A 14,045-nucleotide genomic window follows, 5' to 3' on the forward strand; every position below is an offset into this window, starting at 1 on the left:
GTCCCGAAGCCGGTCGTCCCGCGGCGGCGCGTTTCCTAGCGTCGTCTGCATGACGAACACCACCGAAGTCCGGCCCACGGCCGGCACCGCAGCCCGCGACCGAGGGGGTGTCCGCGGCGTCATCGCCCGGCACCCGCTCGCGTCCTTCTTCACCATGGCGCTCGGCCTGAGCTGGCTCGCCTGGGTGCCGTACATCCTGTCGCCGCACGGCATGGGTGTGTGGGACATCCACTTCCCCGAGGTCCTCGGCAGCGGGCAGTTCACCGGCGTCCTGCCCGGGGCGCTCCTCGGCCCGTTGGGCAGCGCCTTCATCGTCACGGCGGTCGCCGACGGCCGCGCTGGTCTGCGGCGCTGGGTGGGCCGGCTCTTCCGCTGGCGGGTCGCCTGGTACTGGTACGCGCTGGCGCTCGTCGTCGTGCCGGCCCTGATCGTCGTGTCCGCGCTGCCCTTCGCCGGTGGCGACGTGCGGGCCCCCTCGGTCCTGGCGATCGCCTCGCTCGTGCCCGGCCTCGTCATCCAGCTGTTCTCGACCGGTCTGAGCGAGGAGCCCGGGTGGCGCGACTTCGCCCTGCCCCGGCTGCAGCACCGCTTCGGCGGCCTCGGCGCGGCCGCGATCCTCGGGCCGATCTGGGCCCTCTGGCACATGCCGCTGTACCTCAGCGACTGGGGCGGGTGGCCGAACGCCCACTGGAGCGAGCCGGTCGTGTTCGCCCTGTTCACCATCACCTTCAACGTCGTGATGATCCAGGTCTTCAACAAGACCCGCGAGAGCCTGCCCCTGGCCCTGCTGCTGCACGTCGGCGTGAACAACACGATCTCGATGCTGTTCCCGGAGATGTACCCGAGCATGACCGCCGGCACGCTGATGATCGGCCTGACGATCATGTCGACCACCGCGGCCGTGGTGCTCCTCGTCGCCACCCGGGGTCGACTCGGCTACGACCCGGCCCGACGCGCCCTGCCCCTCGACGCACCGGTCCCGGACCACCACGCCCGCCTCGTAGGATCCAACGATGGCACCCGCTGAGCACGACGCGCTGCGCGCCCCGGCCACGCCGGCCGCGCAGCCGACGTCCGACGCACGCCGCGCTCGCCGCGTCGACCCGTTCGTCGCACTCGGCACGGCCGTGGTGGCCCTCGGCCTGCTGCTCGGACTGCCGCCGCTCGACGCCGCCGAGCCCGACACGGCCGGCCTCGCCCTGCGGGCCGCCGCACCGTTCACCGTCCCCTGGGCCGTCCTGGCCCTCGGCCTGCTCGCCCAGTCGGCGGCGTTGCTCGCCGTCCGTCGGGCAGCGCGCAGCACGCTCGTCGTCGTCGCGGCGATCCCCGTGGTCGTCGCCGGGCTCGCGCCGGCCTCGGCGGACCTGTTCGACCTGACCGCGCTGCCGATCGCCGTCGCGGTCGTCCTGACCGCCGCCCGGGTCCCGCTCGTCCGGCTCTGGCCGGCCCTCGTCACCGCGGCCGTCCTCGTCGTCGTCGGCGAGGGAGCGCTCGCTACCAACGCGTCCGGCTCGGCCGACGGCCTGACCGGCGCGCTCGGTCAGGGCGTGCTGCAGGCCGTCGGAGCCGTCGGCCTGCCGCTGCTGGTCACCCTCGTGGTGCTGTCCCGCCGCGAGGTCCGCGTCGCCCGCACCGCCGAGGCCAGCGCAGTGAACCGTGAGCAGGACGCCCTGGTCGACGCCGCGGTGTCCCGCGAGCGGGCCGCGATGGCCCGGGAGCTCCACGACATCGCCGCGCACCACCTGTCCGGCATCGCCCTGATGGCCGCCGTCATCGACCGCCAGATCGACGCGGACCCGGAGCGTGCCCACGAGGGCGCCCGCCAGGTCCGCGAGCAGAGCACCGCCGTGCTCGAGGACCTGCGCCGCCTGGTCGGCCTGCTCCGCGACGACGCCCCCGCCGAGCGGGCCGTCGAGACGGTCGCCGGCATCGTCGACCTGGTCGAGCGTGCCCGGTTCCGCAGCGACGTCCGGCTCGACGTCCTGCCGGGTGACCGTCCGCTGGCCGACGGCGTCGGCCCGCTCGCGCAGCTCGCCGCCTACCGCACCGTCCAGGAGGCGCTGGCCAACGCCGCCCTGCACGCCCCGTCCGCCCCGTGCACCGTCACCATCGACGACCGCGACGCGACCCGGGTGGTGATCCGGGTGGAGAACGCACCGGCCACCGTCCCGGCAGCCGGGACCTCTCCCTCGGGCGGCAACGGCCTGCGGGGGATGCGCGAGCGGGCGGACCTGGTCGGGGCGCGCCTCCAGACCGGCCCGACCGCGACCGGTGGGTGGCTGGTGGAGCTGGCGCTCGGCCGGGAGGCACCTGCCGCACCCGCGCAGACCGCCGACGGCACCGGGGTGGTCGCGTGATCCGCGTGCTGGTCGCGGACGACCAGCCCCTGGTCCGTGCCGGGGTGTCCGCACTCCTCGGTGCGGAGCCGGACATCGAGGTCGTCGGTGTGGCCGCCGACGGTGGCGAGGCGCTCGCGCTCGCGCGCGCCACCCGCCCCGACGTCGCCTGCCTGGACATCCGGATGCCGGTGATGAACGGCATCGAGCTCGCCCGGATCTTCTGCGCGCCGGACGCCGACCCGGCGATCCCGGCGCTCATGCTGACGACGTTCGACCTGGACGACTACGTGTTCGGGGCGCTCGAGGCGGGCGCCTCCGGGTTCCTGCTCAAGGACGCCGAGCCGGACACCATCGTCGACGCCGTGCGGCAGGTCGCCGCCGGCAACGGCACCCTCGACCAGGCCCTGACCCGGCGGGTGCTGCGGGAGTTCGTGTCGCGGCGGAGCCTGCAGCCGGTCTCCGGCGACCGGGCCGACGGGGTGCTCACCGCCCGGGAGCGCGAGGTGCTCCTGCTGCTCGCGCAGGGGATGTCGAACGAGGAGATCGCGGCCGCGCTCGTGCTCGAGGTGTCGACCGTGAAATCGCACCTGGCGCGGATGCTGCCGAAGCTCGGGGTGCGGTCGCGGCTGCAGGCCGTGGTGTGGGCGTACCAGAACCGGATCGTGACGGTGCCGGACCAGCCGTAGGGTCGATCGATCGATCGATCGGTCGGGTCGGTCAGTCGGCCGCGGGCGTGGCCGTGGCCGTGGCCGTGATCGGCTCGGCGGCGCCGGGGACGACGAGCTGCCAGACGTCGTCGTCGCTGCTCCGGTGCAGGTACAGACGGAAGGTGCCGTCCTGGGCGAGCGGGTCGCCCTCGAGGTACTCGACCGGTTGCCCGCCCGTCGTGCACTGGTCCGAGGGGCTGATGACGTCGATGGTGCGGCCGGGGGAGTCACCCTTCTCGACGCCGGTGATCCTGGCCCGTCGCACCTCGTACACCCCGCCGACCTCGACCGTGCGGTCGGTGGCGGTGACCTCGGCGTCGACCACCAGGGTCGCGAGGTCGCTGCGTTCGGCAGGTGTCCTCGCCGCGACGTAGTCGATGCAGGACCCCGACCCCACGACGTCGTCGCCCGCGCCCCTCGGGCCGTCGGCGCCGTCGCCGGCCCCGGTCGTGCCCCCGGTCGCGCACCCGGCGAGCACGCTCGCCGTGGCCGCCGCGAGGACGGCGATGGTCAGCATCTGCTTCCGCTCCATCGCCTGAGTATCGCTCACCGCGCTCCGGGCGTCCAGCGTCCCGCCGGCCAGCCAGGGAACGCGCGTTCCCGTTCTGGGGGTAGTCGACGTGCCCCGCGGGGTGGTGGACTCGTCACCATGCACAACGAACCCTCGGGCCGGGCCCACGACGACGACCTCCGGCCGAAGGTCGTCGCGGCGATGCAGCGGGCGCTCCGCTCCCGTCCGATGCACGAGGTCACCCCCGCCGTCGTGGCCGCCGAGGCCGGGGAGTCCGTCGACGTCGTCGACCAGGCGTTCCCGAGCTGGGACGGCCTGCTGCTCGCGACCATCGACAAGTGGAACGAGGAGCGGACCGCCCCGCTCATGCCGATCGCCGAGCAGCACGGCACCGTCCGCTTCCTGCGCGCCATCGTCACGGCCAACGTCGCCGACCCGACGCTCATGCGCTTCCTGACCGCGACGCTCAACATCGCCGCCTCGCCCGAGCACCCGCTGGCGCCGATGCTGCACGCGCGCTGGCGTCGCTTCCACGCGTTCGTGCAGCACGCGCTCGAGCGCGACGTGCTGCTCGGCCGCGAGCCGCACACGATGGACCCGGCCCGTGGCTCCGAGCAGCTGCTCGCGACCTACGAGGGCCTGCAGCTGCAGTCGATGGTGCGCCCCGACATGGACCTGCTCGAGGCCTACGACCGCGCGGTCACCCGCCTGCGCGAGGGCTGGCAGCGCGCCTACGTCCCGCCCGTGTGGGACCTGGACCTGGTGGGCTGACCGACCCACCCCCACAGACCGAGGACGCCCCGTGCGTCCGAGGCGCAGACGCACTGCGTCCGCGTGCGCCGCTGCTCGATTCGGGTTCGGGTGGCGGCGCGAACACCGCACCGGTCGGAGCCGATGCCGCTCCGGTACGGTCGGCGCATGACGACCGACGACGACCTCGGGAACTGGCGCACCTGGTGCGTCGGCGGAGCCGTCGCGTCGTTCGTCGCCCTGCTCGTGCTCGGGCGGTTCGTCCCCGTCAACTGGTGGGTGCTCACCGCTTGGGTGGCCGTCGTCGCCGCGTTCACCGGCCTGCCGCCGGGCAGCGCCCGCTGGACGGACCGTCGGGTGACGGTGATCGCCCTCGCGCTGCTCGTCGTCGGTGCCGGACTCGCCCTCGGCGCACTCACCGACGACGGCGCCGGTGACGGCACCCGCACGACCGGAGCCGTCACCGGAGCCGTCCTCGTGCTGGCCGGAGCGGCGTGGGCGATCGTCGGCGCGCGGCGCCCCTCCCGCCGACAGGTGGACGCGGAGGCCGAGCACCACCGCGCGTGACGGACCCGCTCCGACGCCGACGTCCACGCCGACGTCGGCTGCGCGGCCGGACGCTCCCGGTGCGGACCCGGGTCAGCGCGGCCACGTGGCGACGACGGCGACCGTGTTGAACAGCAAGTGCGCCAGGACCGCACCACCGAGGCGGTCGGTCATCGCGACGAGCACGCCGGTGAGCAGGCCGAGCACGAAGGTCGTCACGAACACCTGGAAGCCGGCCACCGGCGACGGCGCACCCGCGATGAGCACGTGCGTCAGCGCGAACACGAACGCCGTCAGCAGCACCGCCAGGAAGCGCGTGCGCGGCGTCAGCTCCGACGCCAGGCGGCGTTGCAGCACCCCGCGGAACACGACCTCCTCGAGCACCGGGCTGACGACGCAGACCCCGACCGCCGCCACCACGAGCGGCACGACGTCGGGCGGGCCGAGCGTCACCGGCGGCGTCAGGCCCGTCGTGCCGGAGAACAGGACCGACAGGCCCGCGTCGAGCCCACGGCACACGACGGCGACCCCGATCGCCGCGACCGCGTCCGGCCAGCCGAGGCCGAGCCGACGGACCAGCGCCACGGGAGCCGAACGGCGGAGGACCCACCACACGCCGAGCGCGAGCGGCACCCACACCGCCAGGTCCGCGGCGAGCACCTGGACGACCGGGGACGGCAGGGCCCCGGACCGGGCGACGCCGGTCACCAGTCGCGACAGCACCACCGCCACGGCGATCGCGACGAGCACCACGCGGAGGTCGCGGGCAGCCGCGGTACCGGGGGTGGTCGTCGGCGCGTCCTGGTCGGGCTGCATGTCGACACCGTACGGGACGGGGCGGGGTCAGCCCTCGAGCTGCACTCCGGTGAGGACGTGATCACCCGTCATTTCCTGGGTAGGATCGGTGTGCGGGATCGATCAGGACCCGCACCACATGCGCCGACGCGGAGTGCCTGCTCACCAAGGGACGACGACGCGGTGCGCCCGGGGAGGCCCCATGCCGCAGACGAGCGACGTCACGCCCCCCGACGCCTCCGTCCGAGCCGGTCGGGTGGAGTTCCTCGACGCGATCCGGGGAGTCGCCGCCGCGGCGGTCGTCCTCGAACACGCGCTCGAGGCGTGGATGCCGGAGTACACCCGGTACGCCCTCCAGTACCTCAGCGTCGGTCGGATCGGTGTCGTCGCGTTCTTCCTCGTGAGCGGCTACGTGGTCGGGATGATGCTGTCGACCCAAGACGTCCGGGTGTTCGCGGTGCGTCGGTTCTGGCGACTCTTCCCCGTGTACTGGTTGGTCCTCGGCGTGGCGATCCTGGTGCAGCTTCCCACACACCCAGCGGCCGAACACGGCATCCTCGTGCTCGTCGCCAACCTGCTCATGGTGCAGGGGATCGTCGCGCTGCCGAGTGTCCTCGGGAGCGCGTGGACCCTCGGGCCGGAACTGCTCTACTACGTCCAGTCCGGACTGGGCAAGCACCTGGGACACCTCGACCGCACCGTCTACGCGGGCTACGCCTGGCTCGCGCTCTACGCAGCGATGTCCGTCACCGGGTACGCGATCGGCAAGGAGCTCCCGGCCACGACGCCGTTGATGCTCTTCCTCGCGTCCTTCGGGCACAGCATCCACCTGCGCGAGCGCCGCGGGAGTCGTGTCTGGATCGGGTACGCCTGCGCGACGCTCGTCGTCGTCCCGCTCTGCAGCGCGCCGTTGATCGCATCGCAGCAGGACCCGGCCCACGGCTACGGTCTGATCGGGTTCAACCTCTCCGTCTGGGTCGGGGTGCTCCTGTTCACGGTGTTCTCGCTGCGCAGGTCGTCCCGCTCCGTCCCGAGCATGCTCTGGCTGGGTGCGGTCAGCTACGCGCTGTACCTCCTCCACCTCCCGGTGATCGACGGCGTCCGGAGCGTCGTCCCGTCGCCGTGGGCGGGTGTCCCGGTCGCGGTGACGCTCTCCGTGACCGCCGCATGGGTCGTCCACCGTTGGTTCGAGACACCGTTCATCGAACTCGGGCGTCGCTTCTCACGGGGTCGAGGGCCCGTGCCGTCGCAGTCGGGTCGACGGCCGTCCTGAACGGTGGGACCAGGGTCGGCGCCCGGTCGATCGGCCTGCGAACGATGCGTCGCGGCGACGCTTGCGTGTGGCACTATTTCTATGCCGAACGCTGGGACGATCCCGGTCGACCTGTGACAGGGACTGCAGGACACGGCGACATTCGGGGAAGGGTGCCGCGTGGAGCTACGCGACTACATCGCGGTCTTGCGCAAGGGATGGGTCTTCATGCTCGTCCTGGCGCTGATCGGCGTCGCGGCAGCGGCGGGTTACTCGCTGCTCAAGCAACCGGTCTACTCGGCCTCGGCGCAGGTCTTCGTCTCGACGCAGACCAGCGGGAGCGCGAGTGACCTCGCACAGGGCAACACGTTCACCCAGCAGCGGGTGTTGACCTACTCGAACCTGGTCGAGACGCCGATCGTGCTCCTCCCGGTGATCTCGAGCCTGAAGCTCGACATGACCTCGGACGAGCTGGCGGAGATCGTCAGCTCCGACGCCCCGCTGAACACCACGCTCATCTCGATCACCGTCGACGAGACCGACCCGAAGCAGGCGGCCGACATCGCGAACGCGACCTCGGAGAGCCTGACGAACGTCGTGCAGAACATCGAGGCGACGGACGCGGACGGCACCGCCACCGTCAAGCTCACCCGGGTCAAGGAAGCCCAGGTGCCGAACACCCCGGTGAGCCCGAACGTCCCCGTCAACGTCGTGCTCGGCCTCTTGGTGGGCCTGGCGCTCGGCGTCGGCGTCGCCGTCCTGCGCGAGACGCTCGACAACCGGATCCGCACCGAGTCCGACGTCGAGAAGATCAGCGAGAAGCCGGTCGTCGGCGGGATCGCCTTCGACAGCAAGGCATCCGAGCGTCCGCTCATCGTGCAGGTCGACCCGCGCAGCCCCCGCGCCGAGTCGTTCCGCACGCTCCGGACGAACCTGCAGTTCCTCGACATCGGTACCGGGTCGCGCACCTTCGTGATGACGTCGTCGGTCGAGTCCGAGGGCAAGAGCACCACCGTCGCGAACCTCGCGATCGCGCTCGACAACGCCGGCTTCCGCGTCGTCCTCATCGACGCCGACCTGCGCCGACCGAAGGTCGCGCAGTACATGGACATCGAGGGCGGCGTCGGTCTGACCGACGTCCTCATCGGGCGCGCGGAGATCGAGGACGTGGCGCAGCCCTGGGGCCGTGGCAACCTCGTGGTCCTGCCGGCCGGTCCGATCCCCCCGAACCCTTCCGAACTCCTCGGCTCCCGTGCCATGCAGGACCTCATCGCCGCGCTCGAGCAGCAGTTCGACTACGTGCTCTTCGACGCCCCGCCGCTGCTGCCCGTCACGGACGCCGCGATCCTGGCGAAGAAGGCCTCCGGCGCGATCGTCGCGGTGGCCTCAGGGCGCACCCACAAGGGTCAGCTCGCCGGTGCGGTCAGCGCGCTCGAGAACGTGGGTGCCCCGATCGCCGGCTTCGTGATGACGATGATGCCGACGAAGGGGCCGGGTGCCTACGGGTACGGCCGGTACGGCTACGCCTACGGGTACGGCCTGCAGGACGACGACCAGGCCGAGCCGCCGAAGCCGCCGAAGCGCGGCCGTGCCGCTGCTGCCCGCGGGGCCGTCAGGTGACCGAGGTCCCCGCGTGAGTCGCCGCCGGGGACGCAAGGCCTCGCGTGGCACCCCCACGCGCCGCACGCTCGTCTGGATCGCCGTGCTCGTCGTCGTGCTCGTCGTGGTCGACGTCGTCCTCGTCGCCCTCGCGCTGTCCCGTACGGAGCCCTCCTCCAACGGCACCCCCGGTCCCGTCCCGACCTTCTCCAGCGTTCCGCGTCCGCCGTCGAGCGAGCCCGCCCGACCGACCTCGTCGGCTGGACCGTCCACCTCCGCCACGGCTGACCCGGCCGCCTCGGTGGTGCCCGTCCGCCGTCTGCTGTCGGCCTCGACCGGCCGCGATGCGTGGCGCGCCTGGTCAGGGGCGTGCGGCGGCGCAGACGGAGTCCTGGAACACACCGAGGACGGTGGTGCTTCCTGGACGAGGGTCGACCTCGGGGACGTGCGGGGTGCCGTGCTGGCGCTCCGGGCCGACGAGGCCGGCGTCTCGGTCGTCATCGGTTCGGGCCCGACGTGCGCGACAGTGGTGCGGACGTCGACCGACGGCGGCACGACGTGGCGCGAGGGCGTGGTGGGGTCTGCCGGCATCGTCGTCGGTCCGGACGGGGTCGTCCTGTCGTCGGGCACCGTCGCCGAGCCCTGCGCGGAGCCCGTCGAGGCAGCCGAAGCCGACCTGACCATCGCCGTCGTGTGCGAGGACGGGCTGGTGTCGCGATCGGGGTCGTCCCCTTGGGCCTCGTTGCCGGTCCGTGGCGTCCGGTCGCTCGCGGCCGAGGGCGCCGTCTTCACGGTCGCGCGGAGCGGGGCGACGGGCTGCGACGGCGTGCAGCTCGCCTCGCTGCCCTCGGACGGAACGGTCCTGACCGCGGTCGGTTGCGCCACTGGTGCGGACGCGAGCGGCGCCGTCGCGCTCGCTCGCGTGGGGACGGCCGTCTGGCTGTGGGCAGGCGACGACGTCCTGGTCTCCGACGACGGCGGCGCCACGTGGTGACGTTGACGAGTCGGCAGACCACCGCAGAGGTCCCCTGGGCGAAGCGGTACGCGCGTCGCCTCGTTGCCACGGACTTCCTGGTCCTCGTCTGGGTCGTCTTCGGCGTCCAGATCGCCTGGTTCGGCTTCGACAGCGCGGCGGTCAGCGGCAGCGTCGCCGACCTGGCCATCGGGTACACGGCGGTCTCGCTCGGGATCATCGTGGCGTGGCTCGTCGTCCTCGCGCTCTACGACACCAGGGACCACCGCTACATCGGCACCGGTTCAGCGGAGTACCGGCGGATCGTCGACGCATCGATCCGACTGTTCGCGTTCGTCGCCATCGTGGCCTACGTGTTCAAGGTCGACCTGGCTCGTGGCTACGTGTTCATCGCCTTCCCGCTCGGGACGGTCGTCCTCATGTTCAGTCGGTGGATCTGGCGGCAGTGGCTGAACGCGCAGCGGTGGAACGGCAACTACTCGGCACAGGTGCTCCTGGTCGGGTCACGGTCGAGCGTCGAGCACCTGGCGGGAGAACTCGCCCGGCATCCCGAGGAGGGGTACCGCGTCGTCGCGGTGTGCGTGCCGGACGGGCGTGCGGGTGAGACGATCGGCGGGACCGGCGTGCCGGTCGTCGGGAAGATCACGGACGCCCTCGCAGCCCTCGACACGACCGGAGCCGACACGGTGGCGGTGACGAGCTCCGAGGAACTCGGCGCGCAGGCGGTGCGCGAGCTGAGCTGGGGGCTCGAGGGCGGTCGACAGCACCTCATCGTCGCGCCGAGCCTCACCCAGATCAACGGCCCCCGCATCCACACCCGTCCGGTTGCCGGGCTCCCGCTGATCCACGTCGAGATGCCGCGGTACGAGGGTGCGACGCACTTCCTGAAGCGTGCCTTCGACCTCGTCGGAGCGGCGCTGCTGACCGCCGTGCTCTCACCGGTCCTCGTCGCGATCGCGGTCGCCGTGAAGGCCACCAGCGCCGGGCCGGTGCTCTACCGCCAGGAGCGGATCGGGCAGAACGGGGAACCGTTCCGCATGCTCAAGTTCCGGTCGATGCGCGTGAACGCCGATGCCGAGCTCGCCGCGTTGCTCGAGCGCCAGGGAACGTCCGACAAGCCGCTCTTCAAGGTCGAGAACGACCCCCGTGTCACTTCGATCGGCCACTTCCTCCGCAAGCACTCCCTCGACGAGTTCCCCCAGCTCTTCAACGTCCTGCTCGGGACGATGAGCCTCGTGGGGCCGCGACCGCAGCGGGAAGGGGAAGTCGCCCTCTACGACGACGCTGCTCGCCGGCGTCTCCTGCTCAAACCCGGCATGAGCGGACTGTGGCAGGTCGGAGGGCGTTCCTCTCTGGGGTGGGAGGACGCGATCCGCTTGGACCTGTACTACGTCGAGAACTGGTCCATGACCGGTGACATGGTCATCCTCTGGCGCACGGTCAAGGCCGTCCTGCGCCCCGGGCACGATGCGCACTGACGGCGCTGTGCGAGCGCGACGGTGGCGACGGCCGCTCGCGGTCGGTGGGTTGTCCGTGGTCTTCCTGGCCGGACTGGCGACGAACGCCGTGCTGACCGGTCGTCGGACGCCGACGGATCGCGCCGGTCGCGCGGTCGGGCCGGAGACCGGCCCGGCGCACGACCCCGGAGCAGTCCGGCGGTTCTTCCGGAGTTGGAAGGTGGCGACTGTCGCGGTGGTGCTCGCAGCGACCGCGCTCACCCTCGTCGTGCTCATCGCGCCGAACGGGTGGGTGGCCCTCGGGTTCGTCGTGGTCGGCGCGTTCCTCACCGTCCTGAAGGAACTGTGCGCTGCGTTCGCGCGGGACGAGACGAGGAAGCCGGAGCGGCGGCGGTCCGCCGAGGACGTCGCCGCCATCTGTTCGGTGTACGCGGCGGTCTTCGGGGTTCCCGGTCTGGTCGCAGCTGCCGCGCCGTTCCTGACCGGTTGACAGCTCGACCCCGACCTGGTCAGCGGGGCGCGTCGCCGCGCGGGTCGAAGCCGGTGACCTCGGACACCGGTCGACCCGCCGCCAGCGATTCCAACGCAGCGATGGTCCGCTCGGTGGCCAGACCGTCGCCGTACGGGTTCACGGCGTGCGACATCGCCGCGTAGGCCGCGTCTGAGCGGAGCAGTTCGTCGACGGCGTCGACGATGACGGACGCCGTCGTCCCGACGAGCCGGACGACGCCGAACTCGACGGCTTCAGGCCGTTCGGTCGAGTCCCGCATCACGAGCACGGGCTTCCCCAGCGCCGGGGCCTCCTCCTGGATTCCCCCGGAGTCGGTGAGCACGATCGACGAGGCATCGAGCAGGTGCACGAACTCGCCGTACCCGACCGGCTCGGTGACCACGACGTTGTCCAGACCTCGCAGCGGCGGCAGGAGGGTCTCGCGGACCGCAGGATTCCGGTGGACGGGGACCACGACGAGGAGGTCGGGGTGCGCCGTCGCCAGTTCGACCAGGGCTGCCGCGATCTGCTCCATCCCGCCGCCGAGGTTCTCACGTCGGTGCGAGGTCACGAGGAGGATGCGACGCCCGGAGTCGACCGCTCGCTGCAGCGCGTCGTCGGAGAACGACGCGTGGTCGCGTGACCGCGCCTGCAGGAGCGCGTCGATGACACTGTTCCCCGTCACGACGACGGTCTCGGGGTCGACGCCTTCGTCGAGCAGGTTCTGACGGCTCTGCGGGGTCGGGGCGAGGTGCAGCGACGTGATCTGGGTGAGCAGCCTCCGGTTCCCCTCCTCCGGGAACGGCAGGCGGAGGTCGTGGCTCCGGAGACCGGCCTCGAGGTGCACCACGGGGATCTGGTGGTAGAAGGCCGTCAACCCTGCAGCGAACGCCGTGGAGGTGTCGCCTTGGACGACCACGGCGTCCGGCGTCTCGCGGGCGAACAACTCGTCGAGACCCTGCATGGTCGCGGTCGCGATGTCGACCAGCGTCTGGCGGGGCTTGAGGATGGCGAGGTCGGTGTCGGGCACGATGCCGAAGACCTCGTTGACCTGGTCGAGCATCTCGCGGTGCTGCCCGGTCACCGTGACGTGGGTCGTCAGCGTCGGGTGGGCCGTCAAGGCCTTCACGATCGGGGCGAACTTGATCGCTTCCGGACGGGTGCCGTAGATCGGCATGATGTGCAAGTGAGTCTCCATGCGCTGTGAGGAGGCCTGTGCCCCCAGTGCGCGATTCTAGGCGGCGATCGTCCTGCGGTCGGTTGCGACGATCTGGCAGAATGCTGCTGCACGGGAGACGCCCGGTCTGTCGCTGAGGGGGTCTCGTTGCCACGTCAGGCCACCGCGAGGTCCTCCACGGGCGCGACGCCCGTCGGCACCCGTCGCCGGGTCGGCACCGGGGCGTTCGGCGTGACCGCGGTGATGCTCGCACAGTGGATCCTCCCGACCGTCGGGTTCGCGTTGCTCATCCAGGACCGCGGGCCGGTCCGCGGTCAGGCGGTGGTGCTCCTCGCTCCGCTGCTGTTCACCGTCGGCGTCTTCGTCGCGAGCCGGATGGGCCCCGGGCTCCCGCCGCCCGCGGACACCACCCCGCCGTGGCTCCTCTCCTTCCTGCGCGGGTGCGTCGTCGTGCTCGGCCTCCTCGCCGTCCTGCACTTCTCGGCGGTCGGCATCCCCCTGCTGAGCAGCAGCGTGGAGACGAGCCGCTTCGACGTCGGGTCGAGCGGACTGGGTGGGTTCCCGAGCAGGGCCGTGCTCTACGCCCTCCCGATCGCGGCCTTGATCGGCCTGTCGACGCTGTCGCGTGGATCCCGGCGACCCGCGATGACGCTCTGGATCGTCTTCGCCGTCACCCAGGTCTTCCTCGGGTTCAAGGGCGGCCTCATCGAGGTGCTGATCATCACCGCGTTGGGACTCACGATCCGGCTCGGCAGGCTCGGTGTGAAGCAGCTGCTCGGCTTCGCAGCGGGTGGCGTCGTCGCGATCGCCTACGTCACGTACGTCGGCTCGAAGTATCAGACGTTGGCAGGGTCGGATGCCGGACTCGCGTACGTCGTCCGGCGATCGACGAGCGATGCGATCATCGCGGGCTACACGGCGCTGACCGCGCGACCCGTCGGCATCGCCGAGGACACGTCCGTGCTGATCCGTGACGTCGGCGTCCTCTTCGGTCGGTACCTCGGCACGGCACCAGAGGGGTACTCGTTCGACGAACTGGTGTCGTCGGTGGTGACCGGCACGCCGATCCAACGCGGTGCGTTCCTCGTCCCGGTCACGGTCGGCGGTCCGGTGTACCTGCTCTACAGCATGCCGGTGCTCGTGTGCGTCCTCGTGCTCATCGCCCTCGGGTTCGCCTGGCACGCCGCCGTCGTCCGCCTCCGGCGTCCGTCCCGCCCGCTCGCCACCCTCGGCGCCGGCGTGGCCGTCTACGGCATCCGGGTCTTCCTGCTGAACGGCAACGGGGCGTACCTCCTCATCAACCTCACCTTCACGTTCGTCCTGCTCGTCATCTGCTCCGCCGTCGGCCACGTGCTCTTCAGCCGTGCGTCGGCTCAGCGGTCCGGGCCGTTGCCGGAGGTCGTCGATTAACGCCGAACGCATCCGGTTCGGCCTCTTCCAGGCAGGGCC

General features: G+C 71.9%; 14 protein-coding genes. 11 read left to right on the plus strand and 3 right to left on the minus strand.

Annotation, left to right across the window (positions count from 1 at the left end; all coding sequences use genetic code 11):
• The first annotated feature begins 49 nt into the window (after window positions 1-49).
• The 3 genes from BIU97_RS01435 to BIU97_RS01445 are packed head-to-tail and all read left to right on the plus strand — an operon-like array spanning window position 50 to window position 3,025.
• Window positions 50-1,027: a CPBP family intramembrane glutamic endopeptidase gene (locus BIU97_RS01435; RefSeq protein WP_071296868.1), complete on the plus strand. Its 978-nt coding sequence runs from the start codon at window positions 50-52 to the stop codon at window positions 1,025-1,027.
• Window positions 1,014-2,357 carry a sensor histidine kinase gene (locus BIU97_RS01440; protein WP_083420768.1) on the plus strand — a complete coding sequence of 448 codons (1,344 nt, stop codon included), beginning with the start codon at window positions 1,014-1,016 and terminating at the stop codon, window positions 2,355-2,357. The genes BIU97_RS01435 and BIU97_RS01440 overlap by 14 nt, the downstream gene beginning before the upstream one ends.
• Window positions 2,354-3,025, plus strand: coding sequence for a response regulator (locus BIU97_RS01445; protein WP_071256877.1), 672 nt, complete (start codon window positions 2,354-2,356; stop codon window positions 3,023-3,025). Before BIU97_RS01440 ends, BIU97_RS01445 begins: the two co-directional genes overlap by 4 nt.
• A gap of 31 nt (window positions 3,026-3,056) precedes the next feature.
• On the opposite strand, the gene BIU97_RS01450 is transcribed toward BIU97_RS01445, so the two are convergent.
• Window positions 3,057-3,578, minus strand: a complete 522-nt coding sequence (locus BIU97_RS01450) for a hypothetical protein (RefSeq protein WP_071296869.1) — start codon at window positions 3,576-3,578, stop codon at window positions 3,057-3,059.
• A gap of 117 nt (window positions 3,579-3,695) precedes the next feature.
• On the opposite strand from BIU97_RS01450, the gene BIU97_RS01455 reads away from it, so the two are divergent.
• Both BIU97_RS01455 and BIU97_RS01460 read left to right on the plus strand, forming a co-directional pair.
• On the plus strand, window positions 3,696-4,328 hold the full coding sequence (locus BIU97_RS01455; RefSeq protein ID WP_071256871.1) for a TetR/AcrR family transcriptional regulator: 633 nt from the start codon (window positions 3,696-3,698) through the stop codon (window positions 4,326-4,328).
• 147 nt (window positions 4,329-4,475) lie between these two features.
• Complete coding sequence (locus BIU97_RS01460; protein WP_139195841.1) at window positions 4,476-4,874, plus strand: hypothetical protein; 399 nt, start codon at window positions 4,476-4,478, stop codon at window positions 4,872-4,874.
• A 72-nt stretch (window positions 4,875-4,946) separates the two neighbouring features.
• Here BIU97_RS01460 and BIU97_RS01465 read toward each other — a convergent pair whose 3' ends face one another.
• The gene (locus tag BIU97_RS01465; RefSeq protein WP_071296871.1) at window positions 4,947-5,669 is read right to left on the minus strand and encodes a CPBP family intramembrane glutamic endopeptidase; all 723 of its coding nucleotides are present in this window, start codon (window positions 5,667-5,669) and stop codon (window positions 4,947-4,949) included.
• A 181-nt stretch (window positions 5,670-5,850) separates the two neighbouring features.
• Between BIU97_RS01465 and BIU97_RS01470 the strand changes: the two genes are divergently transcribed.
• The 5 genes from BIU97_RS01470 (at window position 5,851) to BIU97_RS01490 (ending at window position 11,419) form a co-directional block, all read left to right on the plus strand.
• On the plus strand, window positions 5,851-6,921 hold the full coding sequence (locus BIU97_RS01470) for an acyltransferase family protein (protein WP_071296872.1): 1,071 nt from the start codon (window positions 5,851-5,853) through the stop codon (window positions 6,919-6,921).
• A 159-nt stretch (window positions 6,922-7,080) separates the two neighbouring features.
• Complete coding sequence (locus BIU97_RS01475) at window positions 7,081-8,520, plus strand: polysaccharide biosynthesis tyrosine autokinase (protein ID WP_071256863.1); 1,440 nt, start codon at window positions 7,081-7,083, stop codon at window positions 8,518-8,520.
• A gap of 13 nt (window positions 8,521-8,533) precedes the next feature.
• On the plus strand, window positions 8,534-9,493 hold the full coding sequence (locus tag BIU97_RS01480) for a WD40/YVTN/BNR-like repeat-containing protein (protein ID WP_139195842.1): 960 nt from the start codon (window positions 8,534-8,536) through the stop codon (window positions 9,491-9,493).
• Window positions 9,490-10,950 carry a sugar transferase gene (locus BIU97_RS01485; protein ID WP_254782826.1) on the plus strand — a complete coding sequence of 487 codons (1,461 nt, stop codon included), beginning with the start codon at window positions 9,490-9,492 and terminating at the stop codon, window positions 10,948-10,950. The genes BIU97_RS01480 and BIU97_RS01485 overlap by 4 nt, the downstream gene beginning before the upstream one ends.
• A 55-nt stretch (window positions 10,951-11,005) precedes the next feature.
• Window positions 11,006-11,419 (plus strand): hypothetical protein, encoded by a 414-nt coding sequence (locus BIU97_RS01490; protein ID WP_139195843.1) that lies wholly within the window; start codon window positions 11,006-11,008, stop codon window positions 11,417-11,419.
• A 19-nt stretch (window positions 11,420-11,438) separates the two neighbouring features.
• Here BIU97_RS01490 and wecB read toward each other — a convergent pair whose 3' ends face one another.
• On the minus strand, window positions 11,439-12,617 hold the full coding sequence (gene wecB / locus BIU97_RS01495) for a non-hydrolyzing UDP-N-acetylglucosamine 2-epimerase (protein WP_071296876.1): 1,179 nt from the start codon (window positions 12,615-12,617) through the stop codon (window positions 11,439-11,441).
• Window positions 12,618-12,743: 126 nt separating this feature from the next.
• On the opposite strand from wecB, the gene BIU97_RS01500 reads away from it, so the two are divergent.
• Window positions 12,744-14,006, plus strand: coding sequence for a hypothetical protein (locus BIU97_RS01500; RefSeq protein ID WP_139195844.1), 1,263 nt, complete (start codon window positions 12,744-12,746; stop codon window positions 14,004-14,006).
• The last annotated feature ends 39 nt before the right edge of the window (window positions 14,007-14,045 follow it).

This window comes from Curtobacterium sp. MCBA15_009 (assembly GCF_001864895.1).
In the GTDB taxonomy this organism is placed as follows: Bacteria; Actinomycetota; Actinomycetes; order Actinomycetales; family Microbacteriaceae; genus Curtobacterium.